Origin of the sequence: Enterococcus florum, assembly GCF_004309355.1 — a bacterium.
GTDB classification, from domain to species: Bacteria; Bacillota; Bacilli; order Lactobacillales; family Enterococcaceae; genus Enterococcus_A; species Enterococcus_A florum.
This window is the reverse complement of sequence record NZ_BJCC01000007.1, coordinates 95,192-120,947: the sequence shown is the minus strand read 5'-3', so window position 1 is coordinate 120,947 and position 25,756 is coordinate 95,192. Positions and strand designations below refer to the sequence as shown.

Genomic DNA, 25,756 nt, shown 5'->3' with positions numbered 1-25,756 from the left:
AAGAAAAGCCGGAAAAACGCTTGTATACAACAAAAAAAGACAAGCCAAAACTTGTCTCAACACATCTTATTTTGCAGCGATCGTTTGGATCACTTGCATGAGGCAATAGGTGATGCCGGCCGCAATCACAGGTCCCGCTGCGACACCTTTAAAAAAGACTACTCCGACGATCGTTCCGAAGACCAGAGCGACAGTAACTTCGGGAGAAGCGGCGATCAATCCGACACCTCGGGCTGAAAGCAAAGCAACCAATACTCCGCAGATCGTGGCGACCCAGCCAAGCGGCGACTTCAGGGTGTTCAGCAGATCCTTCAAGGCGATGTCGCCGGTCGCGATCGGAACTAGAATCGTTGCAGAGATCAACGTCACTCCCCAATTGATGCCCTTTTGATTCAAAGTGGTTAAAATTTTATCCGAATGCGGCAAAAGCTTCAAAAATAAAACGGCCGCAGTGGCAATCAGCAGGCTCTGATTTTTTGCTGCGAGGGCCACTAAAAAAATAATGCCTAAAAAAAGCCAGCTTTCCATTGTTTCACTCCTCTTTGATTACGATTGACTGAATGAAAAAGAAACGAGTTCATCCTTCATTACTATACAAGAAAGCGGCAGAAAGTGCGAGAGGCGACCGGCTGATAAAGGACAGATCGATAGTCGAAGGGCTATTACTCCTCTTTTCACAAGAGATACGCTACAATTAAGGTGTATCAAACATTGAGGAGGAAATTGGCATGAAGGTAATTGTTTTAGGCTCTTCCCACGGCGGCTATGAAGCAGTGGAAGAATTACTGCTGACGCAGCCCGATGCGGAGATCCAGTGGTATGAAAAGGGCGACTTTATCTCATTCATGGGATGAGGCACGCAAATGTATCTCGAAGGTATCGTGAAAGATGTGAATTCGATTCGCTATGCCACGGCCGAAGAGATGGAACAACGCGGGGTCCGCGTGTTTACAAATACTGAAATTACCAAAGTAGAACCTGACAGACACCAAGTAGAAGTACGGAACCATGTAACGGGAGAAACGCGAGTAGAAAGCTATGACAAACTGATTTTAAGTCCAGGCGCAAATCCATTCATTTTGCCAGTACCGGGAAATGATCTGGCAAACATTAAAACAATGCGTGGGCGTCAAGACACCATCGATTTGAAAATGCTGTCGGTCGACCCGGACATTGAGCATGTCGTGGTAATCGGCGTAGGCTATATCGGCATCGAGGCCGCAGAATCCTTTGCAGTAGCTGGCAAAAAGGTGACACTGGTGGATATCATCGATCGTCCGCTGGGAGTTTATTTGGACAAACAATTCACCGATGTGCTTGAATCAGACATGGTCGACCACGGCATCACCTTGGCCATGGGCGAATCAGTGGTTGAATTTATCGGCGATGACGAAGGCCATGTTAAAAAGGTCGTAACCAACAAAGGAGAGTATCCAGCCGATATGGTGGTTATGTCTGCCGGCGTTCGCCCGAATACAGACTGGCTGAAGGATGCAGTGGAATTATTGCCAAGCGGCATGATCAAAACGGATGAATATATGCGCACCAGCGAACCAGATGTATTTGCCGTAGGGGATGCCACATTGATCCAATACAACCCTGGAAAGACGGAGGTCAATATTTCACTGGCCACTAATGCTCGCCGCCAAGGTCGTTATGCTGTCCGTAATCTGGAAGAGGCGAATCATCCTTTCCCAGGTGTTCAGGGTTCTTCTGCTTTGCGTGTATTTGATTATAAATTTGCTTCAACCGGTCTGAATGATCAGATGGCCAGCAAGCTGGGTATGAAAACAAAATCCGTTTTCTTGGATCAAGATACGTTGATGGATTTTGTACCGCAAAGCTTAAAGACTCGAATGATGTTCAAGCTGGTCTATGATCCGGAAAATCTAGAGATCTTAGGGGCGCAAATCATGTCGAAGGAAGATTTAACAGCCAACATCAATGCGATCTCGATTGCGATCCAAACGCATTTTACTGTAGAGCAACTGGCTTATGCGGATTTCTTCTTCCAACCAGAATTCGATACCCCGTGGAATTTACTGGGAATGGCTGGATTGAAGGCCTTGCAGCAAGAAAACAACGCGTAACTATTTTTGACTGCATCCTTGAGGGTGCAGTCTTTTTACATATGGATTTTCAAAATAGTGTACAATGGATAAAAATGAGAGACAAGGAGCTTACCTATGAAACTTGGGTTACGAACCGTCAAAACAGCGATAGCCGCACCGATCGCTTTGATGTTGGCGAATGTGCTGCATTTGGAAAGTGCAACGGCCGCAGCGATCATCACCGTATTGAGTGTCACCAATACTAAACGATCGACTGCACGAACGGCCTTTAATAGAATCATTTCTTTGACTTTAGCGACCGTGATCGCGGCGGCTGCTTTTTTGATATTAGGGTTCAATGCCGCAGCCTTTGGGGTGTACCTGATCGTCTTTATCCCCGTCTCGGTCTATTTTAAAATCGGCGAGGGCATTTCGGTCAGCTCGGTGCTGATCACCCATTATCTGTCCAGTCAAAGTTTGGCTCCTTCTTTGATACTAAACGAGTACCTGTTAATGATCCTCGGCGTTGGCTGTGCATTGATCGCGAATTTGTACATGCCGAATACAGAGAAAAAAATTCAAGAAGATCAGCAGGTGACTGAGGTCATGCTGAAGCGCCTGCTGGCAGATATTTCGGATTCCTTAAATCAAAAGGTGAAAGAACAAAGCTTGTTCGAGGAATGTCGGACATTGGCCCAGTTTATTAAAGCGGCACAAAAACGGGCCCTCCAATTTGAAGAAAACCGACTGTGGTCGCCGAACAGCTACTATTTCGAATACTTTGCGATGCGGCGCTTGCAGATCAAGACCCTGTCAGATATTTTAGAAGTGTTATCCCATCTGCAGGCCACAGAAAGTGAAGTGATCGAACTGCGCGAGCTGTTTTCGTTTACCGCAGAAACCTTGGCTGAAGAGAATGATGGGCAGGCGATTTTGCGCAAGATCGACGAAACATATCAGCGTTATCGGGAAAAGCAGCTGCCGGAAAATCGCCAAGCCTTTGAAAATCGGGCGATGCTGTTCCATCTTTTTCAACTGTTCCAGGATTTTATTGAGATCAAAGCAGGTTTTTACCGAGAGGTTCAACGGGTCTGAGAGAAAAATCAGACCTATGCCGTAGGAGGAGTTCTGCCATTTGCTTTATGATTAAAGAAAAGAGAGCAGGAAAAGGTGGCAGCGCCATCGTTGGGAGGAACAGGTATGAAAAAGGTAATGGTTGGTTTGGTATTAGTAGGTTTGGCGGTTTTCAGTTTTACGAGCATGTACGTTCACAACCGTCAGGCAGAGCAGCAGTTTGAAACTAGGGCAGCGATCGAAGAAATCGTGGTGGAAGATAAAAATACACCTGTCACGGTTGTCGGCACAAAAGGGCAGGCCACAAAGATTCGTTATACGGAAACCCGGAATAAAAAATATCAAGTCAACCGCAGTGGGAAAAAAGTCACACTCAAAAAGAAAGAGTCGCGCTTTTTCTGGAACACGTGGTTCAATTTCACTCGGATGCGGGAAGAAGTCATTGTTGAAGTACCCAAAGATCAGTTGAAAAAGTTGTCAGTGAAAACCAGCAACGGCGAAGTTTCGGCAGAGAATTTGTCGCTGTCATCGGCAAATATTCAGAGCTCCAATAGCGAGATCCAACTTTCAGACATGAAAGTTCAAAACACCCTTGAAGCCAAAACCAGCAACGGCGAACTGATCTTGGATCAGCTGACGATCGGTCATGGGGACTTTGAAACCAGCAACAGTTCGATCGAAATCGACGAGCTGGATTGTAAAGACGGAGGGTTCAAAACCAGCAATGGCGACATCTATTTCGACCAGCTGGGGGCTGAAAAGTCGTTGACCATCGAAACCAGCAACAGCGAGGTAGGAGGTATACTGAAGGGCTCAGCAAGTGACTATGATATTGAGAGCCGCACCAGCAATGCTTCGAATAATTTAAAAAATGTGGGCGGCTCAGGGGATAAGGACCTGAAGGTAACGACTTCCAATGGGGATATCGACGTTGACTTTGAAGAATAACAGCTGGAGACAGATCGAAAGGGATCTGTCTTCTTTTGTTATAAGAAGAAATGGTTGCCTATGTTTCTTCGATATCGCAGATGAGATGAGCCGATTTTTTGCCAGATGTTGAAACCGTATTCTATGATGGAAGGTAGGAGAGGTGAAGAATATGGAAAACCAGTTTGACAAGCAATTTATTGGCGGACACTGGAAGACAGGCAAGGATTCTGAGCACGTTAATGAGAACAAAAATCCTTACACTCAAGAAACGATCCTAACAATTCAAGGTGCCAGCACCGAAGATGTAGATGAAGCCTATCAAGCTGCCGAAAGAGCGCAGAGGATTTGGATGGATAAAACGCCTCAGGAACGCAGCGACATCCTGCAAAAGGCAGCGAATCTGATCGAAGAGAAGCAGGCAGATATTGCAGAATGGCTGATCAAGGAAGGCGGAGCAACAACCATCAAGGCTGGACTGGAAGTCAGTCTGGCACAAGGAATCACTCAAGAGGCTGTCAGCTTTCCCATGCGGCTTGAAGGCAAACTCCTGCCCACGAATAAGCCGCAGGAGGAAAGCTTTGTGACGCACCGCCCGGTTGGAGTCATTGGGATCATCAGTCCTTGGAATTTTCCGTTTCATTTGACGATGCGTTCGTTGGCTCCAGCCTTGGCTGCAGGAAATGGTGTCGTCATCAAACCGGCCAGCGACAGTCCAGTGACAGGAGGTCTTTTGCCAGCTAAGATTTTCGAAGAAGCCGGCGTGCCAAAAGGACTGGTCAATGTGACGGTAGGCAGCGGCAGCGAGATCGGGGATTATTTCGTAGAGCATCCGATCCCAGACTTTATCTCCTTTACTGGGTCGACAGCCGTGGGAAAAAACATTGCCAGCCATGCGATGAGCGGCAAGAAAATTAAGCAGGTGGCTTTGGAATTGGGCGGGAATTCTCCTTTTATCGTCTTAGAGGACGCTGACCTTGAAGAAGCCGCTCATGCGTTGGTGGTTAGCAAATTCATGCATTCTGGTCAGATTTGTATGTCGGCCAACCGAGCGATCGTTGCTGAAGAAATTTTTGACGACTTTGTCCATCGAGTAGTGGACAGGGTGAAGGAATTAGGTGTTGGAGACCCGTCGAATGAGGGCACGGTGGTTGGTCCGATCATCAACCAAAAGCAAACGGATCAAATTCGGGATATCATTAAAAGAGCACAAGAAGCCGGCGCCAAATTTTTAGTTGAGGGCACGATCCAGGATCAGATGATCGAACCTTTTGTACTCGTATCGGAAGACCCGGCATTGGAGATTTTCCACGAAGAAATTTTTGGTCCGGTTCTGCCGATTCTGAAAGTAAAAGATACCGAATCAGCGATTAAAGCAGCAAACGATACGGAATATGGCTTGTCCAGCGCTTTGTTTACCAAGGATCTAGCGAAGGGCAGACAGCTGGCGAATGAAATCGAAGCAGGCATGTGCCATATCAATGGGCTGACAGTCGATGATCAGCCGAATGCGCCGTTCGGCGGAGAGAAAAATTCGGGTATCGGACGTTTCAATGGTGAATGGGTATTGGAAGAATTTACTCGGGTACAATGGGTCACGACAAACGCTGGAAAGGGCCACTATCCTTTTTGATCTAAAGAAATAATCCTGCAGCTGGACTGCAGGATTATTTTGTGTCTTGGAAGTGTTCGTAATGGTAAAAGCGCCAGAGCAAGAAGGATTGGCTTAGGGCTAATGCCAAAAATAAGCTCGAAACCAGCAGGATCGAAGCTTCGCCCCAGGAATGGTAGGAAACCACCATCCCGATCACGCCGGTTAAGAAGGCGAGCACGACGGATGAATAATGGAAAAAACGCTCCTTTGCCGGATCCTCGCGATGGATTAAATAGTCGTACAAATTCGTTGCCACCCCTTTGAGATTTCCGGTGGTAAACAGATTTGTATAAGCCAGTCCATTAATTTTATCAAAGGCCACCCATTGAATCGCCGTTGTAAAGGCAATCAAGACAGTGATTATCGAAGGGTGGGGGGCCAACTGAGGCAAGCTGCTCAAAAAGAATACGACAGCTTCAAAATACAATAAAAATAGACGCCAAAAGTGGATCTCCCTTGCTCTGAAATAGTCGATCAAGTATTTGGCCAACAGAATACCCAAAAAGAAAAAGAAGGTGGATAAAAGCTTCTTTCCAACACTGGTCCATTGGTGATCCACTGCTTGGGTGACTGCTAAGATCAAGTTTCCTGTTTGAGCAGAGGCAAAAGCCTCATACCGGATATAAGTGTAGCTGTCTATCATGCCGCTGCTAAACGTCAGCAGCAATCCCACGGAACGCTGCTCGTGAAAGCTGGATTGCATGAATTCTCATCTCTTTTCTGGAACTATCCTATCACAATTTCAAAAAGAAGGGAAAGGGAAAGTGGGGAAATCTGAACTTGCCTTAGTGCGTGAAACGGAAGCCACCTCTCTGATCAATGTGCAACTGACCAACGCCAGACCCGAAGTATCTAAGAAGCGAAAGCGACTGATGGATCGGATTCAGCGAAGGTAGCCGGACAAAAAGGGCGATTACTTTTCCAATTCCTTACAGGACCACTGATGGTGCTTGAAGAAGCATGTTTCCGTAAAGATTAATTTCAGTTTCAGAAAAGATTAATGAACAGATACATTCTTACACCTTTATGTTAGAATGGGAATGCTTTTTTATCTTGATGGTTTGGAAGGAATCATGTTCATGTTAAATCAGACATCTTGGAAGCAGGCCTTTACGGCTGTTCTGCCCTTGTGCCTCAGTTATTTGCCAGTTGGACTGGCCTGCGGAATGCTGCTGCAGAAGGTTGGTTTCACACTTTTTTTGACGGGACTGCTTTCGCTGCTGGTCTTTTCTGGAGGTGCTCAATTTTTGATCGTATCTCTGCTGGCGGTCCATGCGTCATTTAGCTCGATTATTTTAATGGTTTTCTTTTTGGAGCTGCGTTATGCGCTGCTGGGATCGAGTCTTTCTTATTTTTTCAAACAGGAGAACCGCGGTTTTTTAGCGATCTTCTCACAATCAATGAACGATGAAAATTATGCAGTTAATTATCTGCATTTTTCGACAGACGTTAGCTGGACGCATCGCAAGGCCTTGATGGTCAATTGGCTTTCCTTGCTGGCTTGGACAGGCAGTACGCTTTTAGGGACCTTGTTTGGTTCGGTCATTGCGATCGATACGGAGCTGGTGCATTTTGCGTTGACGGCTATGTTCATTTTCATGTTCATGATGCAGCTGAAAAACCGCTTGCTGCTGATGATAGGGCTCTTATCAGGGCTTTTGGCCGTGTTGTTTGTGCTGCTCTTAAAGAATACCTTTGGTCTGATTCTAGCTACCGTGCTGGCTTCCTTGATCGGCTATTTTGTTGAGCGTAACTTCACTGAAGCTGGCAAAAAGCTGCCGGCAGCCAAGGAGGAGGTTCCTCATGAGTAAGCTGCTGCTCTTTGGTCTGATCTTGTGCTTATTTGCTGCGTCTTACCTGCCAAGAGTCGTGCCGATGCTGTATTTTTCACAACGTCAGGTCCCTCACTGGTTCAGTGAGTGGATGAAATTTGTGCCGATTTCTTTGTTTGCGGCTTTGGTCTTCAAGGATGTGTTCATAAGTCATGAACATTTTGAACTGGGCGGCAATATTCGGATCATCGCTATGTTTCTAGTGGCCGGAGTAGCCTACAAAACCAAATCAATGGCGTTATCAGTGATCACCGGTTTGGCGGCCGTCTTTTTGCTGTCGTTGATGTGACACTTTTTTCACTTTCAGAATCAAAAAAGCAATCAGCTAGTCATCTTCCAGAAGGGCTAGCTGATTGATCGTTGGTTATCCTTGGTATTCGGCTAAAGGGCGGTAGGTCATGATCTGCATTTTACGGTAGAATTCTGCCGGCAGGTTTTTCCAAGAGCGCAGCAGATTTACAAAATAGCTGTGGTCTGCCTTGATGACATACTCATTCAATAGCAGGCCAAAGGATTTTCGTGTGTCTTCTTTCAACAATTGATCGTAGGCTTCTTTTGCTTGTTCTTTGTTATCAGCGACATACAAGGTGCGAACTTCTACATATGCCCCTTCGATGTTTTGAGTTTCTTCAATAAAGTAAATAGGTTTCGTTTCCTGTTTCATGAAGATCTTCCTCTCTGTATAAACAGCATACTTAAAAATCGTTAAGGATTTGTGAACGAAGTAGGATTTTTATCTTGCTTTTTTCTGTTGTTTGGCAAAGTGACCTGAAAGGTACTGCCAAGGCCCAATTGACTTTGAACCTTGATGGTACCTTTATGCAAAACAATGATTTGTTTGACTAACGCTAAGCCTAATCCATTGCCTTTGGTTTGGCGGCTGGTATCTGCCTGGTAGAATTTTTCAAAGATCCGGGCCAGCGTTTTTTGGGTCATTCCGATGCCTTCATCAGAGATAGCGATACGGATCGTTTGTTCCTCAACGACCAGCTGGACACTCAAGGTGCTAGCGTTAGGACTATACTTGATCGCATTGTCCAACAGGTTCAGCCAGACCTGATACAGCAATTCCTCGTTGCCAACATAAACCACCTTGGTCAATTCGATATTAAGGTTGATCTCTTGTTCCTCCCATTTAGGCTGCAAAAATAAAATTACCTCTCGAATTTGTTCATCTAAACGAAAGGCTTGATTGGGAAGGTGAATGCCCTGTGTCTCCAACTTAGTCAGCTTTAAACTATTTTCCGCCAGCTGGGACAATTGTTGGGTCCCATCAAGCATACGTTCCAGGTAGGCTTTTTTTTGCTGCGGGGTGAGCTGATTGTTTTGCAGCAGCTGCACGTAACCGCGAATGGTCGCAACCGGTGTTTTGAACTCGTGAGATATGGTAGACACAAAGTCATTGCGCAGGGTCTCAATGCTGTTTAACTCTCGGACCATCACATTGAAGTCATGGTACAGCTGCTGGACATCTTCAACCTTTTGTGATTCGGGCAGTTCTATGGAGAAATCGCCTTGGGATACCTGGTTCATCGCCTGGCGCAGTTGGGCGATCGGCTTCAAAATCCGTTTGGTGACGACTGCTGAAACAGTAGAACCCACGATCAAACTGATCAGGCCGATAATCGCCAGTGGAAACAGGCGGCCGCGGTGACTGGGAATCAGAAAATCAAATCGACGCAAGAGCAAGATAGAAGAAATAAAAACCAGCAGCGTCAAGACCATGATCAGGAAAATGATGCAGGTAAAATAAATTCCTAAAGAGGAGTGGACCTTTTTTTTCATGCGCAGATCACCGCTTTGTAGCCCAGCCCTCGAATGGTCTCGATCGAAAAATCAGGATTGTCCTGAAATTTTTGCCGCAGCCGTTTGATGTGCACGTCGATCGTTCGCTCATCGCTGTCAGAATCTAGTCCCCAGATTTCATCCATCAGTTGTTGGCGGGTAAAAATTTTATTCGGATAAGCCAGCAGCTTATACAGCAGCAGAAATTCTTTTTGCGGCAGAGTCTCTGTTTTTCCTTGTGCATGTACTTGGTACGTTTCTTGGCTCAACTGAGTATTGCCCATCTGCAATGTTTTCGTATGAACGATCTGGGCCCGCCGCAGCAAAGCCTCCACCCGCAAAACCATCTCATTCAAATCGATCGGCTTGACCATGTAATCATCGACACCGATGCCAAAGCCTTTTTTCTTGTCTAGAAAAGAATTCTTAGCCGTGATCATCAGGATCGGCAGGTCATAGCCGGCTTCTCTAAGATCGGTGGTCAATTCATACCCATCCATATCTGGCATCATAATGTCAGTGATCATCAAATCAATGTGTTGTTTATCTAAAATAGCCAACGCTTCTAGCCCATTGGCAGCCAGTGAAACGGTAAAATCATGCTGCTCCAAAATCGATTGATACAGGAATAATAAGTTTTCATCATCTTCTACGATCAACAGGTGATTCATTTGCGTTAACCTCCCTTTTGCTTGATAATAGTAACTAATTGTTGTGAACTCAGTATGAAGAGTTTGTTCATCTTGAGTTAATATAGCTCTGCTATCTTCAACGCTATACTAATCATAAAGGAATGAACGCGATGTTAGAACTAAAAAATATAAAAAAACATTACCACGTTGGCGACACCACGACGAAAGCACTGGATGGTGTCTCCGTCGCATTTCGTCGGCAGGAATTTGTCGCGATCCTCGGTGCCAGCGGCTCGGGGAAGACCACTTTGCTGAACGTTATCGGCGGCTTAGACAACTACGATTCCGGCGACATGGTTATCAATGGAAAGTCTACCAAAACCTTTAAAGAGGGCGACTGGGACGCCTACCGAAACAATTCAATCGGCTTTGTATTCCAAAGCTATAACCTGATCAGTCATTTGGGGATTATCGACAATGTCGAGCTGGGGATGACCCTGAGCGGTGTCTCAAAAGAAGAAAAAACCAAAAAAGCAGAGGATGCCCTGCGCAGAGTCGGCTTGGGCGAGCATATGCACAAAAGACCGAACCAGCTTTCCGGAGGACAAATGCAGCGGGTGGCCATTGCACGAGCGTTGGCCAATGATCCTGATATCCTGTTGTGTGACGAGCCGACAGGTGCTCTGGATACGGAGACCAGCGTGCAGATTATGAACCTGATCCAGGAGCTGTCTAAAGAAAAATTAGTCATCATGGTGACCCATAACCCTTCGATCGCTGATGAATACGCCGACCGTATTATTCGTTTCTCAGATGGAAAAATTATGAGCGATTCGCATCCCCATCAGGAACGACCAAAATCGGACCAATTCATTTTGAAGCGCACCAAAATGAAATTTATGACTGCCTTGAAGCTGTCGTTTAATAACCTGCGGACGAAAAAGGGACGGACTTTTTTGACCGCCTTTGCTTCAAGTATTGGGATCATCAGCATCGGGATCGTGTTGGCCTTGTCCAGCGGTTTTCAAAAACAGATCGATGAAACCCAGTCAGAAACCCTGGCACAGTTTCCAATCACGATCTCACAGGTCGCTACTGACCGCAGTGAAAACCGACGTGAAGCTTTAGGAACAGACGAGGCGACTTATCCAGACACTGATCAGGTGACCGTAAAGATCAGTGACCAGGATCGGGCTCAGCATTCGAATAAGATCGATCAAGAATACGTGGATTATGTTGAAAATATTGACCCAAATCTCAGCAACAACATCGGTTTTACTCGATTGGTCGGTATGAATTTGTTAAGAGAGGTCGATGGAACAGCGGAACCAGTCAAGCTTTCCAACGATGCACCTGACAGCGCCAGCGCCGGCATGACCAATGCGATGGCCAATATGACAGGGATCGGTGTGTCTTCCTTCCCGACACAATTGGACGGAGGAAAGAATACCTTCCTGCAAGAAAACTACAGCCTGTTGAATGGCGAATATCCTAAAGCAGCCACGGATGTGGTTTTGATCGTTGACGGCAACAACAGCACCAACATCAATTCTTTAAAGAACTTAGGCTTTGATGTGAAGGACGGCGAGAAGATCGACTTTAAAAACATTGTAGGTACTACGTTTAAGCTGGTCCACAACAATGATTATTATACAGAATTACCCACAGGCAACTTTGTTCCGAATACCAACTACGAAGAAGTCTATAACAAAGCGGACAATCAAGAATTGAGAATCTCCGGAATTTTGCGGGTCAAATCCGATTCAACTATGAACCTGCTGGCACCCGGGATCGCCTACAGCAATGAGCTGACGCAAACTATTGTGAATGAGAACCAGGATTCTGCCATCGTGACCGCACAAAGAGAAAGCGACACGAATGTAATGACCAATGAGCCTTTGGATGAGTCGACTAAAGAGAGCACCTTGGCCTACCTTGGCGGTGACAGCATTCCTTACAGCATCATGATCTATCCGAACAACTTTCAGGACAAAGAAGAGGTCTTGAACTATTTGGATAAGTACAACGAAGGCAAGAGTAAAGAAGACCGGATCATCTACCAAGATTTAGCAGGGACGATGACTTCCTTAACAGGCGGATTGATGGATGCCATCACTTACGTCTTAGTAGCCTTTGCAGGCATTTCACTGGTGACCAGCATGATCATGATTGGGATTATCACCTATACCTCTGTGATCGAACGAACCAAAGAGATCGGTGTGCTGAAGGCCTTGGGCGCTCGGAAAAAAGATATCACCCGCGTGTTCGACGCAGAAACCTGCATTTTGGGCTTGGCTTCGGGGACTTTAGGTGTGTTGATCGCCTGGTTGGCCACCTTCCCGATCAACCAGATTTTGTACAACATGACGGAGCTTGAAAACGTGGCTCAATTAAATCCCGTTCACGGCATTGTATTGATTCTTGTGTCGACAGTGCTGACCATGATTGGCGGACATATCCCAGCACGAATGGCTGCCAAGAAAGATGCAGCGATCGCTTTGCGGGCAGATTAAGGAATCCAGAAGGCTCTTGAGTCACTCTCAGGGTCACTGAAGAAATTCAATAACAAAAAGGAAAAAATCCGTCTGGGGTAGTGATTGTTGCCAATCCTATCCGTGACGGATTTTCTGTTTCTGGGCGACAAGCCTGTGAATCGAGACCATCAGTGTGTTATTACGGGAGGCAAAAACATGCATGAATCATCTGATTTTCTGGGATTGAATTCGGATAAGGAGATTAGTGATCCAAGGTTATTAAGTCATTTTCGGCACCGATGATTAGCAGATAAAAATAAGGAACAGTTTTCTTATAAAGAGACGCTCTCAAAAAGACAATCTAAAAAAGGGCGCTTTCAGCAGTTCCGGTATTCTCTAGGCTTTTTTGACAAGACAAGAAATCGTTTTGTTCGCTTATTTGAAAGAGAAAAGGGTATGATAATAGAGGATAGAAAAAAGCCGAAACCTGGCAGTTTCGACTTCATTTAAGAGGTGAGTAAGTAATTGGCGATCGCCAACAAAACAGAAAAGAGTGTGATCAGACTGCACATGACGATATGCACACGTTTTTTCATGACGAGGATCGCGACAAATTCTCGCAAAAAAGCGTTGGGCAGGTAATATTTAGCCGTCTTGGCACCAATGCCATCTGCTTTTAAGCCCACCTGATCGGCATACATTCCAGCCCGGAAAATATGGTAGTTGTTTGATGCGAAAATTGCTTGATAGCCCTCGGGCTTTTCGCGATCCATAATTTCTTTGCTGAAGCGCATGTTTTCCAAGGTCGTTGTCGATTGGCTTTCCATCAGAATCTCTTCTGCGGGAATTCCCTGTTCCACCGCGTAGGTTTTCATGGCGGCTGCTTCAGGAATCTTTTCGTCTGCGCCTTGTCCACCCGACATAATAAATTTCGGAGGAGAGAGGGTCTCGCGGCTCTGCTTCCAATAAAAAGCGATCGCACGCTCGATTCGTTTGGCCAGTAGCGGCGATACGGTTTCACCATTGGACAAGCCGGCGCCAAGAACGATAACATAGTCCTGATTCAGCTTCGGCGCATTTAGCTGATAGATGAATGAGATCGAAAGGAAATTCCAAAAAACGATGAAAAAGTAAACAAGAATCATGGTTGGAATGGTCAACAGAGTCAACGACCAACCTGGAAGGATCGAGGGTCCAAAGTTGTTAAGAACCAATAAAAAAATAAGGCCCAGCGCCAAAATCAAAGTCAGCAGATTCGGCAAGGAATGCGATTCCCGCTTGAAAACCAGATAGCTGTTGCCGATCAAAAAGGCGACCAGTGCATAGACGCCCAACAGTAGGACCAGCAAACCAGCAATTCCTAACAGACCCAGCAAGCCGATGATGATCAGGGAATAGGTGGAAAAAGCAATGATAGTCAAGTAAATGAACAAACTGACCAGAAACAGATTGAACAGCCAGCCGTTTCGCAGACGCGGCTTGTCTCGTCGATAAAAAAAATAAAATAGTCCAAAAAAGAACAAAGGGATCACCATATAGAGGCTTCGATCCTGAATTTCCAAGAAAAGTAAATAAAGCAGCAGAAAGCCGCCAGTAAACTGCAGTGCTCGCAGCATCTTTTTAGGGGATTGTTTCCGTCTAAGTCCGCTGAGCAAGCCAATCAACGACGCGAAATAAAGTAAAAATGCAATCACATCCCGGGAAATATTCATATCAACACCTCTTTCAAAACAAGTATAACAAATTCGTCAACATATTCAGAACTAAATACTCAAACCCAACAAGGAGGAAACAAAATGGCGATAAAAGGAATCAACCGGATTCAGCTGCCCAGTTTTGTTGTGATCGGAAAAGAAGGCCAAGGCCTAGCTGAGGAAGCCAGCTCGTGGGTAGCGCTGCTGTGGGACCAAATGAATACCCATTTCGATGAGATTTCACCCCTGATCAATGTGACTGAAATGAGCCAACTGCATTTATGGGGCTTGATGAGCGACCGGGAGAATTGGCTGCTGCCTTGGCAAACAGAAGGACGTTATTTGGCAGGCGTACAGGTTTCTGCAGAAGCCGCCGCGCCTATTGGCTGGACTCGCTGGGAGATGCCGGCGATGGAGTATCTGACTGTCAAAGCCTCGGCGGAAAAAATTGGCGAGGCCACCGAATTGATGCTGGGTCAAGTACTGCCTTTAGAAAAAGTTCAGCTGGCAGGATCAGTCCAAGAGCATTATTTACCAAGTTTTGCAGAAGGCGAAGTGGAATTGTTCTTTCCCATTCGGCCCTTAATCTAAAAAAACGATCAGCTTCAGTCGCCAATTTGGTTTCTGAAGCTGATCGTTTTAGGTTAGTTGAAAAATGCTAAAATACGTTGCCATAGCAAAACAAAAGCATTGGCCTTATCGACATCGCTTTTTGCGACGATGTCTGTTGAAGGTGCCTGACCTGGCTCAAGGTAGCCTAGATCATCCTGAGCTAATGCAATCGTAGCCTTGCCGATTTTTTCATTTTTGCTGACAGGGGCGATTAATTTGCCTTCGTCCAGCAAGGATTCATTCAAATCAGCCTGAATCGTGTATTGTGTCAAATCCATGTCGTTTCTGACCCAAACAGGCAGTTTTGATTTTAAAACAAGTCCAACAGTGTCTTTTTTTCCTTCGCTGACAGGAACAGAGTCATGTTCTGGGACAGACTGCCCCGATAAATCCACTTCTTGCAGGTGCCAATTGTTGAAGCAATAATCCATCAGATTGCTGGTCTCAACAAATCGTGCACCAGGATCGATTTGTTGATTCAAAGCGTTTAAAATGACAGTGATCACGCGGCGGCCGTCCTTTTGGATCGTGCCGACAAAACAAGCGCCGGCTTTTTCAGTGGTCCCGGTCTTGAGGCCATCAACGCCCTCTTTAAAATTCGGTCCGCCAGGAAGCATTTGATTCCAGTTTTCTAATGCGACTGGTGCCTCAGTTCCTTCACCGAACGTGGCTTCTGTTGTTTTCGAGGTTTCTAAAAATTCCGGATAATCCGTGATCAAATGATCGGCGATCACCGCTACATCACGGGCAGATAATTTATTTTCATCTTCTAAGCCCGATCCTGGATAGCGATTGTCTCCCAGATACATATTATTTAATCCTGAAGCGTTCAACAGTGTAGCATCTGTGATTCCCCAGTCGGCAACCTTTTGCCGCATCTGATCTACAAAAGCGTGCTCGCTGCCGGCCAGCAATTCAGCCAGAGCAGCTGCTGCGGCATTCGCAGACTGGATCACCATGGCGTCATACAGGTCCTTTACGGTATACGTTTGACTGGTGTACAAAGGGACATTGGATAATTCAGGAACGGCACTTAAAGCTTCAGCGTAGGCTGAAATCGGTACGGGGGTTTCCCAAGTCGTTTTGCGTTCTTTTACAGCCTCTAAAACCAAATAAGAAGTGATGATTTTGGTGATCGAAGCGATCTCAAGCTTGGTATCTCCATTTTGATTGAACAAAATTTTTCCCGAATCCACATCAATGGCGAACCCTGCATTGGCATTGACTAAAAAATCGTCAGCTGCTTGTGCGGGAACAGCAGTCAGGGATTGAAAAAAGAGGACCAACAGCGAGAAGAACACCCAAAGCTGTTTCTTTTTTTTCATTCGTACTCTCCTTTTTTCTCTTAACTTTAAAAGTTTAGCAAAGTATCTTAGTGAATTCAAGTTGTTCTCTTAAGGATTTAACAAAAGAAGTTTATTTTTCCGCAAAATTCAAAAAAAAATGAATTCTGCAACGGAGTAAATCTTTTTTTTACAAATCGCTGCTCTTTGTTTGACGGTAGTATTTTCCAGGGAAATCACGTATAATAAATATCAGTGATTTTAAGAAAGAAAAGAGGATGGATATGGCCTATCAAGCACTCTATCGTGTGTGGCGTTCGCAGCGTTTTGACGATATCGTTGGACAAGCTGCGATCACTAAAACCTTGAAAAATGCAATCAATCAAGAGAAAACGTCGCACGCTTATTTGTTTACCGGCCCGCGGGGAACGGGGAAAACCAGTGCCGCAAAAATCTTTGCGAAAGCCATCAATTGTCCAAATAGCGTGGATGGTGAGCCCTGCAACCAATGCGAAATGTGCCGTTCCATCACGGAAGGCCGGCAAGAAGATGTGATTGAGATCGATGCTGCCAGCAACAATGGGGTAGAAGAGATCCGGTTCATTCGGGATCGGGCCAATTACGCACCAACAGCCGCAAAATACAAAGTGTATATCATTGATGAAGTCCATATGCTATCCACTGGGGCCTTCAATGCATTGTTAAAAACCTTGGAGGAGCCCAAGGAACACGTCATCTTCATTTTAGCAACGACAGAACCCCATAAAATTCCAGCAACGATCATCTCACGTACACAGCGTTTTGATTTCAAACGTATTGATGTCCAAGCCATCATCGGACGGATGGCGTTCATTTTGAATGAAACCAATGTGGCCTATGAAGACCAAGCGTTGACTGTCATCGCGCGGGCAGCAGAAGGCGGCATGCGCGATGCGCTCAGTATTTTGGATCAGGCGATTTCCTTCAGTGCTGACAAGATCACGCTGCAGGATGCTTTGGCAGTCACAGGAAGCCTCACGACAGAGATGATGGATCGGTTTATCAGTGCTTGCTTGGCGCGCAATGTCGCGGAGGCTCTGAATGCACTAGAAGAGATCCTCTCCGAGGGCAAAGAAGCGCGCAGATTGACTGAAGATCTTTTACTTTATTGCCGTGATCTATTGATGTATCAGCAGGCACCGCAGCTGCTGACTGATCGAACGGCTTATTTGACAGATACATTTAAACAGTTGGCAGAACAGCATGCAGCAGAACGCTTCTATGCCATGATCAAGATTCTAAGCGAGACGCAAAATGAGATCCGATTTACGAATCATGCCAATGTGTATTTAGAGGTTGCTACTGTCAAACTAGCTTCAACCGACAGCGCAAGCCCTGCTGCGGCCAATCCGGACAGCGTTCAATCCGTAGCGCCGGTTTCTGGAAATGAGCTGGCAGAGCTGAAGCAAACCATTCTTCAGCTGCAAAATGAAGTCAAACAACTGAAAGAGCGTCCGGCAGCACCAACTGCTAAAAAAGAAGAAAGCCCCGCCCGTCCGGCCAAGACGGTCAGCGCGTATCGGGTGCCGACGGAGCGTGTGTATCAGGTGTTGACGGAAGCGACGAAAGACGATCTGCAGGGTGTGCGAAACGTCTGGGAAGATCTCTTGATGGCCCTGCCAGTGACGCAGCGTGCGATGATGAAGGCCAGTGAACCAATGGCTGCCGGTCCGAAGCTGCTGCTGATCGCATTTGATTATGAAATTGTTTGCCAGCGGGCCGACAGCAACGAGGAATTGCGCTTAAATATGCAAAATTCGTTGAGCATGATGATTCAAAATTATTCCCCCGAATTTGTTTTCATTACTCGGGAAAGCTGGCCGAAATTGCGCCAGTCGTTTGTTAGCCAGCATGCAGAGAAAAAAGTCGAAATCCATGAACCAACAGATTCAGGAGAGATCGATTTGATCCCTGAAGAGAACCAAGTCGTCGAGCAGGCCAAAAGTTTGTTTGGTGACCTGGTCACGATCCAAAACGATTAAACTTAATGATAAAGAGGAGACGATAGATATGATGCGCGGAATGGGCAATATGCAAGGTATGATGAAACAAATGCAGAAAATGCAAAAAGAAATGATGAAAGAGCAAGAAGCGTTAAACGAAAAAGAATTTATCGGCCGTTCTACAAATGACCTGGTCAAGGTAGTTTTCTCAGGAGATAAAACGATGAAATCCATGAAGATCAATCCCGAATTGATCGACCCGGAGGATCCAGATATGCTGCAGGACATGATCATTTTGGCAGTAAACGATGCCTTGACTACGATCAGCAAAGAAACAGAACAAACCATGGGCAAGTATACTAAAGGACTCCCTGGATTCTAAGCAGCCTTTAGTTGAAAGGAAGAAGAACATGCAATATCCAGAACCAATCGCAAAACTGATTGACAGCTACATGAAGCTGCCGGGGATCGGACAAAAAACAGCGACCCGTTTGGCTTTTTTTACGATCGATATGAAAGAGGAATCGGTGAATGAGTTTGCCCGCTCGCTGATCAGTGTGAAGCGGGATCTGCATTTTTGCAGTGTCTGCGGCAATATAACCGAAGAAGATCCGTGCGAGATCTGTCGAGATACGACACGAGACCGCAGTACGATCTTAGTAGTCGAGGAGCCTAAAGACGTGATGTCCATGGAGAAAGTTCGCGAATACCATGGCCTATATCATGTCTTGCACGGTGTCCTGTCTCCTATGGAAGGAACTGGGCCGGAGGACATCAACATCGCGCCTCTGATCAAACGATTGCATGATGACGAGGTGAAGGAAGTCATCATTGCAACGAATGCCACCTCCGAGGGGGAAGCGACGGCGATGTATCTTTCGCGGTTGATCAAACCAGCAGGGATCAAAGTAACACGACTCGCGCATGGCTTATCCGTAGGCAGCGATATCGAATATGCCGATGAGATCACTTTGTTAAAGGCTGTAGAGGGACGTCGTGAACTCTAAATTTTTAATTCACGACAGTTTTGTGTACAATGGATGATAAGAATCAATGGAGGCAAAAGTGTGAAGGGCTTATTTATAACGATTGAGGGACCGGATGGCGCTGGGAAAACCAGTGTTATCGAAGAATTATACCCTCGTTTGCAGCAGTTAGCTGCTTGTGAAATTGTCAAAACGAGAGAACCAGGCGGGATTCCGATCGCGGAAAAAATCCGTCAGGTGATCTTAGATCCGAAAAATGACCGGATGGATGATCGGACAGAGGCGCTGCTTTATGCCGCGGCCAGAAGACAGCATTTGGTGGAACGTGTTTGGCCGGCTTTAGAAGCAGGCAAAATCGTTCTATGTGACCGGTTTGTCGACAGCTCATTGGCCTATCAAGGCGCTGGCAGAAAAATCGGCGTCGAGGAAGTCGCCAAAATCAATGAGTTTGCGATCGAAGGGACCATTCCCGATGCAACGCTTTATCTGGATATTGATTCAGATACCGGACTGCAGCGGATCATGCGCACCCGAACCAACCAAATCGACCGTTTGGATTCAGAAGGCCTGCAATTTCATCAGAGGGTCCGACATGCCTATTTGAAACTTGTCGAAGAACATTCAGAACGAATCATCAAAATCGACGCCAGAAAACGTTTGGAGTCGGTAGTCGAGGATTGTTTTGAAGCATTGATTTCGCGGTATCCAACGTATTTTCAAAACGAGAGAGGTGTAGAGAATGAAGCTGATTATGGCGATCGTCCAAGATAAAGATTCAAACCGTTTAGCCAATGAATTCATCGATGCCAACATTCGAGCAACCAAATTGTCATCGACCGGCGGCTTTTTAAAAGCGGGGAACAGCACCTTTATCATTGGGATCGAAGATGAGCGGGTGGAAGAAGCACTTGCATTGATCAAGGAAACGTGTCAATCACGCAGTCAATACGTGACGACACCGGTAACTTTAGATATTTCACTGGATGGTCAAGTCCCTTATCCAGTGGAAGTGGAAGTTGGCGGTGCGACCGTTTTCGTTATGCCAGTTGAAGGGTTCCACCAGTATTAAGATGGACGAAGCGAACTATCTGGAGAAGATCCAGCCGATCGTCTTCCGTCAATTGCAAAATAGTTTTAAGCATGGACGTTCAGCCCATGCTTATCTTTTTGAAGGGGATCAAGGGACAGGGAAAGCAGAGATGGCGTTGTGGTTTACAAAGCATTTGTTTTGTCTAAACTTAACAAACGATCTGCCTTGTGAAACATGTAATAATTGTATGCGTATCTCAAATCACGAGCATCCGGATGTGGTCGAGGTCGCACCGGAAGGTCAAACCATTAAAGTCGACCAAATTCGTGCACTGCAAAGCGAACTGGCAAAAAGTGGGTTTGAAACAGTCAAAAAGGTCGTACTGATTCATGAAGCTGAAAAAATGAATACCAGCTCGGCCAACAGTTTATTAAAATTCTTAGAAGAGCCGCCTGCCAACTTCATGATCATTTTGGAAACACAGGCACTTGGCAAAATCTTGCCGACGATTCGTTCACGTTGTCAGATCATTCATTTTCAAGGACTGTCTGCTGAACAGTTGAAAGAACAATTGATCACGCAAAATCAATTGTCGCACAAAACGGCAGAACTATTAGCGAATTTAACAAATAGTTATACAAAAGCAGTTGAAATCTCAAATGATGAGTGGTTTAATGATGCTAAGGATACTGTTATTCAATGGTATAAATACCTCGAAAAAAAAGACCCGCAGGCATTCATCTACGTGCAAAAGAAATTAGTGAAAGTCTTTAAGGACAAAGCCCAACAGCAGATGGCCTTTCAGATACTGACTTTCTATTTCAAGGAAAAGCGGGACGAACTGCTTCAACTGCAGCCAACAAAAGCAGCTGCCTACAACCATGTGTTGGAAGAAGTGCTGCTGGCCAGTCAAAAATTAGAGGCAAATGTATCCTTTCAAACAATCGCAGAACAGATAACATTGCACGTCGTTTTTGTATAATGTTATTTTACAGAGAGTAGGGAAACCAATGGTCGAAGTTGTCGGTGTACGCTTTCGTGAAGCTGGACATATTTACTATTATGCACCAGGAAAAAATGATTATCGTTACAATGACAAAGTATTAGTTGAGTCTCAACAAGCCCAGCAGATCGCGACGGTGGCGATCCCCAAGCTTGAGATGGATCCGAGTGATTTATCCGATGATGTGAAAACGATTTTACATAAAGCGTCTGCCAAGGAACTGCAAAAAGCGGAGGAAAATCGTCTGGATGCTCTGGCTGCATTTAAAGTAGCCAAGGAGAAGATCCGTGCCCATGAATTGGAAATGAAACTGATCCAAGTAGAATATACATTTGATCGCAGCAAAATGATCTTCTATTTTACTGCGGATGGCCGTGTTGATTTTAGAGAATTGGTCAAGGATCTGGCATCGGTGTTTCGGACCCGAATCGAGCTGCGCCAAATCGGGGTGCGTGACGAGGCAAAAATCTTAGGTGGCATCGGTCCTTGCGGCCGCCAGCTTTGCTGTTCGACTTTTTTGGGAGATTTCATTCCGGTGTCAATCAAAATGGCGAAGGATCAAGGATTGTCATTGAATCCAACCAAAATATCAGGACTTTGCGGCCGTTTAATGTGCTGCCTGAAATATGAGAACAGCGAATATGAATTGGCGAAAAAAGAGATGCCGGATTACGGCAAGGACGTCGAAACGCCGGATGGCAAAGGTCGCGTCGTGGGACTGAATTTGTTGAGCCGCATTGTCAAGGTGCGTTTCCCGGGAAGAGAAACCGCTGTGGAATACAGTCATGAGGAATTATTGACAGTCAAAGCAGGTGAGCGTAATGATGGATAAGCGTTCGCTTTATGACGGACTGAATCAGTTGGAGCAGAAAATGCAGCACAATTTGACTGAATTGGTTGAAATGAAGGCCGCACTTTTAGAACTAGTGGAAAAAAATGCGACGCTTGAAATGGAAAACGAACGCCTGCGTGAACGAATCCGCGAAGTGAATCAAAAAAACGCTAGTGCGGATGAGCGTCAGGAGCTGTCAATCTCCCGAATGAACTTGGAAAAAATTTACGAAGATGGCTTTCACGTCTGCAATCTTCTCTATGGCTCAAGACGAGAACACGATGAACCCTGTGCGTTTTGCTTAGATGTGATCTATCGAGAAAGCAAACAAGGAAAATAAAACCGGGACACCTGTTCCGGTTTTTTTATCTTTTCTTAGAAAGGAAGACCCTATGCACACACAAAAAAGCTTTGCCAAGCAATCATTTGGAACATTGTATTTGGTTCCTACCCCCATTGGGAATCTCGAAGATATGACTTTTCGAGCGGTCAGCACACTGCAAACAGTGAATCTGATCGCCAGCGAGGACACACGCAATACGCAGAAACTGTTAAATCATTTTGAGATCAAGGTACCTCAACGAAGTCTTCATGAACACAATTACAAAGAACGAATCCCTGAACTGATCGAGCTGCTGAAGCAAGGAAAAACGATCGCTCAGGTCAGTGATGCAGGAATGCCTTCCATCAGCGATCCTGGATATGAATTGGTGCAGGCCTGCATTCTCGAACAAATCGCTGTCGTGTCTTTGCCAGGTGCGACTGCAGGAATGACTGCGTTGATCGCCTCTGGTCTGTCACCGCAGCCCTTTTATTTCTACGGCTTTTTGCAGCGCAAGAAGAGCCAGCAAAAAAAGGAACTGGAGGAACTAAAGTATCAGACAGCGACCTTGATTTTTTACGAATCGCCGCACCGCGTCAAAGAAACCTTGAAGACGATTCAAGAAATCATGGGCGAGCGAGAGGTCGTGGTTTGTCGAGAGCTGACAAAGTTGTATGAAGAATATATCCGTGGGACAGTCCAAGAGGTATACGACCATCTCTTGGAGCATCCCTTAAAAGGAGAATGCTGCTTATTGGTAGCGGGCTCAACGGAAACTGCTGAAAAGCCCCTTATCGAAGGATCCTTAAAGGAACAGGTGGAGCAGCTGATCCGTGAAGGCAAGTCTAGCAAAGAAGCAATCAAAGATGTTGCCAAACGAAATCAGCTGAAAAAGCAGGATGTGTACAAGTCGTATCATGAACTATAAGAAGCTGTCGAGGTTGGCTTCTTTTTGAATCCGAAGAGCTGCTATGCCTCAAATCCTTTTATAAATAATTTCGCCCCCTGATCCGTGGAGAATCAGGGGGCGTTTTTTAGCTTAGAATTTCATTTTTCAACTTTTCAAAATCTTCTTTGGTAATCAGCTGATCATCCAGCATTTCTTTAAACTTGAGTAACTGCTCGGCAGCTGATTCAGGAGGAGTGCCTTTTTCCGATGACGAATCAACAGAATGAAAAAGCTGGTGTCGGAGACTTTGATAGATATCCTCTGATTCGTATTCTGTCAGCATGATCTTAATCGGACCATCTGCAGTATGGAGCTCGAGCAAAGCAGTAGTAGAGTCTTTATGCAGGCGAATGTCCTGAATGCTTTGCAGCGAAAGACTTTTGATGTCGTCACCCAGCAGTTTTTTCTGGCCCATCATCAATCGCTGGTTGGTCAGTGCGTAGGCATAAAACCCTTCGTTGCTGGTGGCCGAACGACGGTTATGCACGCCGACAAAGCATAAAAGGACTTCTTCTTCTGGTGTCAGATATTTTTCGATCACTTCAAACAATTTCAAGGTAAATGATCGATCAGATCCGGAAAAATAGCCTCTTTCCTTGCAATAGGTATACATTTGTTCAGCATGTTTCATGAGTATTCCCCTTTTGTTAGTCTTCATTTTATTGTAGCAAAGACTTCTGCAGCAAACAATCACAAAAAAAACCACCATAGCCGTCACTATGGTGGAAATGAAGGTTGTTATTTACTCTTGGTAGGAGTAAGTATGAAAAAACCAATTCGGGATAATTGGTATGTCTTTATCATAAAGGAAACGCTTCAAAAAATCATGAAACTTGCTTAGTTAATTGCTAAGAAAATTATGAGAAAAACATAAGTAACGTTTAGGATTCAAACAATTTTATGCTTATAAAGACTTTTCTTGCGTATCGTTTCGAGGAATTATGCCCCTATGGTACACTGAGCTTGTAAGATTTTAATTTAGGAGGGGTTTATTTATGGCATTGATTAGTAAAAAGTTACTCGCTGAATTGACTTCAGATGACGCAAAGGGACCATTTATTACGTTTATGTTGAATACCCACGTGGCGCATCAAGAGGTTGAGAAGGATCAAATTCGTTTGAAGAACTTTGCAAAAGAGGCCAAAAAGCGCTTTGAGAAACGTTATGCAGATCAAAGCTTTGCACCATTCCAAGAAAAAATCGATCGGTTGCTTGCGGATCCATCCTTTTGGAGAAGCGCAACGAAAAGTGCTGCGATTATTTTAGGCGCGGAAGAAACGTATGTTCATCGCTTGAATATCGAAGTAGACAATCAATATTATGTCAGTGACCTGCCTTACCTGTTGGCGATCATCAAAAACGCGCAATACAATTATTCTTACTACCTCATGGGGCTGAATCGTGATTCCATGAAGTTATATGTCGTAAAAAATCGTGCGGTCCAAGAAGTGGCGCTTCCAGAAGGGGCACCGAAAGATGTGGTGACCGCTTTAGGAGACGAATTGACGGGCGGCAACTTAAATTATTCCTCACAAGGAAGCTCTCAAGAAGGGATCGCCTATCATGGTGTGAATGCGAAGGATGAGGAAGTAGAGATCGACTGGGTCAATTATTACCAGGCTGTAGACAATTTCCTGAAGGACGGCTTAGACAACCCAGACAAGCTTCCTGTGTACTTGTTCGCCTTGCCAGAAAATCAAACGCAATTTAAAAAGATTGCCAAAAACAGCTATTACTCTGACCAAGCAGCTGTTTCAGCTTCACCGGCTCAGCTGGGTGTAAAAGATATTGAGTTAGGTGCTCAAAAAATCAACGATGAATTAGCCGCCGCAGAAGCCGCCGGTTATCAAAAGCTAATGAACAAAAAATTCATCGATCAACTGGTCGATATCGCTCAGGCAGCCAAGGAAGGGAAAATCTCCCATCTGTTCATTGCGACTTCCAATCTAGTGGATGGATTCGGCGAAGATCCTGATATGGAGTACGATCGCCGTCAAGTATTGAATGAGATTGCCGACCATGTTATCAAAAACAGCGGGCAGGTCTTTATCCTTGATCAAAAGGACGCTCCTGACGAGAAGAGTCTGCTGGCGATTTTACGCTACTGATGAAAATGGTTTGATCCGGTTTTAAATAAAATTTTGAGCAAATTAAGTGGAGAATTCAAAAGGAATGTGTTATAGTTATTCATGTAGTTTTTGTTAGGTAATAAATGGCAAGCTTGTTTCAAACAACATCTTCCTTATCACCATGCAAGTAATTACAAATCAATAGTTATCCTAGGAGGATGTTTAACATGGAACAAGGTACAGTAAAATGGTTCAACGCAGAAAAAGGTTACGGATTTATTACCGCTGAAAACGGAAACGACGTATTCGTTCATTTCTCAGCTATCCAAGGTGACGGCTTCAAGACGTTAGAAGAAGGCCAAGCGGTTACTTTCGACGTAGAAGACGGTCAACGTGGACCTCAAGCTACTAACGTAAACAAAGCTTAATTTGAATCAATCCTGACTCGAGTACATCTGTGCTCGAGTTTTTTTGCGTTCAAAATCAGCGTGATCTCCTGAAGCCGTTCAGAAATTTTGTGATAGTACGGGTTCAGCACCCGCTTTTTAATGGTCATGTCTGTTAA

The 25,756-nt window shown here is 45.3% G+C and carries 27 protein-coding genes; 19 read left to right on the top strand and 8 right to left on the bottom strand.

The window, feature by feature from the left end:
• Nucleotides 1-66: 66 nt before the first annotated feature.
• A complete protein-coding gene (locus tag NRIC_RS04070) occupies nt 67-528 on the bottom strand; it encodes a DUF441 domain-containing protein (RefSeq protein WP_146621429.1) in 462 nt (153 codons plus the stop codon).
• A 200-nt stretch (nt 529-728) separates the two neighbouring features.
• Between NRIC_RS04070 and NRIC_RS04060 the strand changes: the two genes are divergently transcribed.
• The 4 genes from NRIC_RS04060 to NRIC_RS04045 all read left to right on the top strand — a co-directional run bounded on the left by NRIC_RS04060 (nt 729) and on the right by NRIC_RS04045 (nt 5,685).
• Nucleotides 729-2,090, top strand: a complete 1,362-nt coding sequence (locus NRIC_RS04060; protein WP_227873732.1) for an FAD-dependent oxidoreductase — start codon at nt 729-731, stop codon at nt 2,088-2,090.
• 96 nt (nt 2,091-2,186) lie between these two features.
• Entirely contained in the window at nt 2,187-3,146 is a 960-nt protein-coding gene (locus NRIC_RS04055) for an aromatic acid exporter family protein (RefSeq protein ID WP_146621427.1), read from the top strand.
• Between the two features lie 105 nt (nt 3,147-3,251).
• Nucleotides 3,252-4,073 (top strand): DUF4097 family beta strand repeat-containing protein, encoded by an 822-nt coding sequence (locus NRIC_RS04050; protein ID WP_146621426.1) that lies wholly within the window; start codon nt 3,252-3,254, stop codon nt 4,071-4,073.
• Between the two features lie 151 nt (nt 4,074-4,224).
• Nucleotides 4,225-5,685 (top strand): aldehyde dehydrogenase family protein, encoded by a 1,461-nt coding sequence (locus NRIC_RS04045; protein ID WP_146621425.1) that lies wholly within the window; start codon nt 4,225-4,227, stop codon nt 5,683-5,685.
• 34 nt (nt 5,686-5,719) lie between these two features.
• Here the strand turns inward: NRIC_RS04045 and NRIC_RS04040 are convergent, their stop codons facing one another.
• A complete protein-coding gene (locus NRIC_RS04040; protein WP_146621424.1) occupies nt 5,720-6,409 on the bottom strand; it encodes a YoaK family protein in 690 nt (229 codons plus the stop codon).
• Nucleotides 6,410-6,779: 370 nt separating this feature from the next.
• Between NRIC_RS04040 and NRIC_RS04035 the strand changes: the two genes are divergently transcribed.
• Nucleotides 6,780-7,517: an AzlC family ABC transporter permease gene (locus NRIC_RS04035; protein WP_146621423.1), complete on the top strand. Its 738-nt coding sequence runs from the start codon at nt 6,780-6,782 to the stop codon at nt 7,515-7,517.
• Entirely contained in the window at nt 7,510-7,827 is a 318-nt protein-coding gene (locus NRIC_RS04030) for an AzlD domain-containing protein (protein WP_146621422.1), read from the top strand. The genes NRIC_RS04035 and NRIC_RS04030 overlap by 8 nt, the downstream gene beginning before the upstream one ends.
• A gap of 75 nt (nt 7,828-7,902) precedes the next feature.
• On the opposite strand, the gene NRIC_RS04025 is transcribed toward NRIC_RS04030, so the two are convergent.
• The 3 genes from NRIC_RS04025 to NRIC_RS04015 are packed head-to-tail and all read right to left on the bottom strand — an operon-like array spanning nt 7,903 to nt 9,994.
• Nucleotides 7,903-8,202 (bottom strand): hypothetical protein, encoded by a 300-nt coding sequence (locus NRIC_RS04025; protein WP_146621421.1) that lies wholly within the window; start codon nt 8,200-8,202, stop codon nt 7,903-7,905.
• Between the two features lie 41 nt (nt 8,203-8,243).
• The gene (locus NRIC_RS04020) at nt 8,244-9,323 is read right to left on the bottom strand and encodes a sensor histidine kinase (protein WP_146621420.1); all 1,080 of its coding nucleotides are present in this window, start codon (nt 9,321-9,323) and stop codon (nt 8,244-8,246) included.
• On the bottom strand, nt 9,320-9,994 hold the full coding sequence (locus NRIC_RS04015; RefSeq protein WP_146621419.1) for a response regulator transcription factor: 675 nt from the start codon (nt 9,992-9,994) through the stop codon (nt 9,320-9,322). Before NRIC_RS04015 ends, NRIC_RS04020 begins: the two co-directional genes overlap by 4 nt.
• Before the next feature lie 131 nt (nt 9,995-10,125).
• On the opposite strand from NRIC_RS04015, the gene NRIC_RS04010 reads away from it, so the two are divergent.
• A complete protein-coding gene (locus NRIC_RS04010) occupies nt 10,126-12,468 on the top strand; it encodes an ABC transporter ATP-binding protein/permease (RefSeq protein ID WP_146621418.1) in 2,343 nt (780 codons plus the stop codon).
• A 467-nt stretch (nt 12,469-12,935) separates the two neighbouring features.
• Here the strand turns inward: NRIC_RS04010 and NRIC_RS04005 are convergent, their stop codons facing one another.
• Nucleotides 12,936-14,141, bottom strand: coding sequence for a YdcF family protein (locus NRIC_RS04005; RefSeq protein ID WP_146621417.1), 1,206 nt, complete (start codon nt 14,139-14,141; stop codon nt 12,936-12,938).
• An 84-nt stretch (nt 14,142-14,225) separates the two neighbouring features.
• Here NRIC_RS04005 and NRIC_RS04000 point away from each other — a divergent pair, with 84 nt between their 5' ends.
• The gene (locus NRIC_RS04000; RefSeq protein ID WP_146621416.1) at nt 14,226-14,714 is read left to right on the top strand and encodes a GyrI-like domain-containing protein; all 489 of its coding nucleotides are present in this window, start codon (nt 14,226-14,228) and stop codon (nt 14,712-14,714) included.
• 53 nt (nt 14,715-14,767) lie between these two features.
• On the opposite strand, the gene NRIC_RS03995 is transcribed toward NRIC_RS04000, so the two are convergent.
• The gene (locus NRIC_RS03995; protein WP_146621415.1) at nt 14,768-16,060 is read right to left on the bottom strand and encodes a serine hydrolase; all 1,293 of its coding nucleotides are present in this window, start codon (nt 16,058-16,060) and stop codon (nt 14,768-14,770) included.
• Nucleotides 16,061-16,302: 242 nt separating this feature from the next.
• Between NRIC_RS03995 and dnaX the strand changes: the two genes are divergently transcribed.
• The 9 genes from dnaX to rsmI are packed head-to-tail and all read left to right on the top strand — an operon-like array spanning nt 16,303 to nt 23,101.
• Nucleotides 16,303-18,039 (top strand): DNA polymerase III subunit gamma/tau, encoded by a 1,737-nt coding sequence (gene dnaX, locus NRIC_RS03990; protein WP_146621414.1) that lies wholly within the window; start codon nt 16,303-16,305, stop codon nt 18,037-18,039.
• 28 nt (nt 18,040-18,067) lie between these two features.
• On the top strand, nt 18,068-18,382 hold the full coding sequence (locus NRIC_RS03985; protein WP_146621413.1) for a YbaB/EbfC family nucleoid-associated protein: 315 nt from the start codon (nt 18,068-18,070) through the stop codon (nt 18,380-18,382).
• 28 nt (nt 18,383-18,410) lie between these two features.
• A complete protein-coding gene (gene recR / locus NRIC_RS03980; protein ID WP_146621412.1) occupies nt 18,411-19,007 on the top strand; it encodes a recombination mediator RecR in 597 nt (198 codons plus the stop codon).
• A gap of 60 nt (nt 19,008-19,067) precedes the next feature.
• A complete protein-coding gene (gene tmk, locus NRIC_RS03975) occupies nt 19,068-19,757 on the top strand; it encodes a dTMP kinase (protein WP_146621411.1) in 690 nt (229 codons plus the stop codon).
• A complete protein-coding gene (gene darA, locus NRIC_RS03970) occupies nt 19,726-20,055 on the top strand; it encodes a cyclic di-AMP receptor DarA (RefSeq protein ID WP_146621410.1) in 330 nt (109 codons plus the stop codon). The genes tmk and darA overlap by 32 nt, the downstream gene beginning before the upstream one ends.
• Nucleotide 20,056: 1 nt before the next feature.
• The gene (holB, locus tag NRIC_RS03965) at nt 20,057-20,998 is read left to right on the top strand and encodes a DNA polymerase III subunit delta' (protein ID WP_146621409.1); all 942 of its coding nucleotides are present in this window, start codon (nt 20,057-20,059) and stop codon (nt 20,996-20,998) included.
• A 28-nt stretch (nt 20,999-21,026) separates the two neighbouring features.
• Nucleotides 21,027-21,851, top strand: coding sequence for a PSP1 domain-containing protein (locus NRIC_RS03960; RefSeq protein WP_146621408.1), 825 nt, complete (start codon nt 21,027-21,029; stop codon nt 21,849-21,851).
• Entirely contained in the window at nt 21,844-22,191 is a 348-nt protein-coding gene (locus NRIC_RS03955) for a DNA replication initiation control protein YabA (protein WP_175579992.1), read from the top strand. The genes NRIC_RS03960 and NRIC_RS03955 overlap by 8 nt, the downstream gene beginning before the upstream one ends.
• 52 nt (nt 22,192-22,243) lie before the next feature.
• Complete coding sequence (gene rsmI / locus NRIC_RS03950) at nt 22,244-23,101, top strand: 16S rRNA (cytidine(1402)-2'-O)-methyltransferase (protein ID WP_146621406.1); 858 nt, start codon at nt 22,244-22,246, stop codon at nt 23,099-23,101.
• Between the two features lie 106 nt (nt 23,102-23,207).
• Here rsmI and NRIC_RS03945 read toward each other — a convergent pair whose 3' ends face one another.
• Nucleotides 23,208-23,753: a PH domain-containing protein gene (locus NRIC_RS03945; protein WP_146621405.1), complete on the bottom strand. Its 546-nt coding sequence runs from the start codon at nt 23,751-23,753 to the stop codon at nt 23,208-23,210.
• A gap of 364 nt (nt 23,754-24,117) precedes the next feature.
• Here NRIC_RS03945 and NRIC_RS03940 point away from each other — a divergent pair, with 364 nt between their 5' ends.
• Together NRIC_RS03940 and NRIC_RS03935 are read left to right on the top strand one after the other, a co-directional pair.
• Nucleotides 24,118-25,230, top strand: a complete 1,113-nt coding sequence (locus NRIC_RS03940; RefSeq protein WP_146621404.1) for a baeRF6 domain-containing protein — start codon at nt 24,118-24,120, stop codon at nt 25,228-25,230.
• 188 nt (nt 25,231-25,418) lie between these two features.
• Nucleotides 25,419-25,619 (top strand): cold-shock protein, encoded by a 201-nt coding sequence (locus NRIC_RS03935; RefSeq protein ID WP_146621403.1) that lies wholly within the window; start codon nt 25,419-25,421, stop codon nt 25,617-25,619.
• The last annotated feature ends 137 nt before the right edge of the window (nt 25,620-25,756 follow it).

Excerpts from the sequence above, each read along its gene's own strand:
- rsmI (WP_146621406.1), top strand. The coding sequence starts at position 22,244 with ATGCACACACAAAAAAGCTTTGCCAAGCAATCATTTGGAACATTGTAT.
- NRIC_RS04035 (WP_146621423.1), top strand. The coding sequence starts at position 6,780 with ATGTTCATGTTAAATCAGACATCTTGGAAGCAGGCCTTTACGGCTGTT.
- NRIC_RS04000 (WP_146621416.1), top strand. The coding sequence starts at position 14,226 with ATGGCGATAAAAGGAATCAACCGGATTCAGCTGCCCAGTTTTGTTGTG.
- NRIC_RS03955 (WP_175579992.1), top strand. The coding sequence starts at position 21,844 with ATGGATAAGCGTTCGCTTTATGACGGACTGAATCAGTTGGAGCAGAAA.
- NRIC_RS03945 (WP_146621405.1), bottom strand. The coding sequence starts at position 23,753 with ATGAAACATGCTGAACAAATGTATACCTATTGCAAGGAAAGAGGCTAT.
- NRIC_RS04020 (WP_146621420.1), bottom strand. The coding sequence starts at position 9,323 with ATGAAAAAAAAGGTCCACTCCTCTTTAGGAATTTATTTTACCTGCATC.
- NRIC_RS03995 (WP_146621415.1), bottom strand. The coding sequence starts at position 16,060 with ATGAAAAAAAAGAAACAGCTTTGGGTGTTCTTCTCGCTGTTGGTCCTC.
- holB (WP_146621409.1), top strand. The coding sequence starts at position 20,057 with ATGGACGAAGCGAACTATCTGGAGAAGATCCAGCCGATCGTCTTCCGT.
- darA (WP_146621410.1), top strand. The coding sequence starts at position 19,726 with ATGAAGCTGATTATGGCGATCGTCCAAGATAAAGATTCAAACCGTTTA.
- NRIC_RS04055 (WP_146621427.1), top strand. The coding sequence starts at position 2,187 with ATGAAACTTGGGTTACGAACCGTCAAAACAGCGATAGCCGCACCGATC.
- NRIC_RS03960 (WP_146621408.1), top strand. The coding sequence starts at position 21,027 with ATGGTCGAAGTTGTCGGTGTACGCTTTCGTGAAGCTGGACATATTTAC.
- NRIC_RS03985 (WP_146621413.1), top strand. The coding sequence starts at position 18,068 with ATGATGCGCGGAATGGGCAATATGCAAGGTATGATGAAACAAATGCAG.
- NRIC_RS04005 (WP_146621417.1), bottom strand. The coding sequence starts at position 14,141 with ATGAATATTTCCCGGGATGTGATTGCATTTTTACTTTATTTCGCGTCG.
- NRIC_RS03940 (WP_146621404.1), top strand. The coding sequence starts at position 24,118 with ATGGCATTGATTAGTAAAAAGTTACTCGCTGAATTGACTTCAGATGAC.
- NRIC_RS04030 (WP_146621422.1), top strand. The coding sequence starts at position 7,510 with ATGAGTAAGCTGCTGCTCTTTGGTCTGATCTTGTGCTTATTTGCTGCG.
- NRIC_RS04010 (WP_146621418.1), top strand. The coding sequence starts at position 10,126 with ATGTTAGAACTAAAAAATATAAAAAAACATTACCACGTTGGCGACACC.
- NRIC_RS04015 (WP_146621419.1), bottom strand. The coding sequence starts at position 9,994 with ATGAATCACCTGTTGATCGTAGAAGATGATGAAAACTTATTATTCCTG.
- NRIC_RS04070 (WP_146621429.1), bottom strand. The coding sequence starts at position 528 with ATGGAAAGCTGGCTTTTTTTAGGCATTATTTTTTTAGTGGCCCTCGCA.
- NRIC_RS04040 (WP_146621424.1), bottom strand. The coding sequence starts at position 6,409 with ATGCAATCCAGCTTTCACGAGCAGCGTTCCGTGGGATTGCTGCTGACG.
- NRIC_RS04045 (WP_146621425.1), top strand. The coding sequence starts at position 4,225 with ATGGAAAACCAGTTTGACAAGCAATTTATTGGCGGACACTGGAAGACA.
- recR (WP_146621412.1), top strand. The coding sequence starts at position 18,411 with ATGCAATATCCAGAACCAATCGCAAAACTGATTGACAGCTACATGAAG.
- dnaX (WP_146621414.1), top strand. The coding sequence starts at position 16,303 with ATGGCCTATCAAGCACTCTATCGTGTGTGGCGTTCGCAGCGTTTTGAC.
- NRIC_RS04025 (WP_146621421.1), bottom strand. The coding sequence starts at position 8,202 with ATGAAACAGGAAACGAAACCTATTTACTTTATTGAAGAAACTCAAAAC.
- NRIC_RS03935 (WP_146621403.1), top strand. The coding sequence starts at position 25,419 with ATGGAACAAGGTACAGTAAAATGGTTCAACGCAGAAAAAGGTTACGGA.
- NRIC_RS04050 (WP_146621426.1), top strand. The coding sequence starts at position 3,252 with ATGAAAAAGGTAATGGTTGGTTTGGTATTAGTAGGTTTGGCGGTTTTC.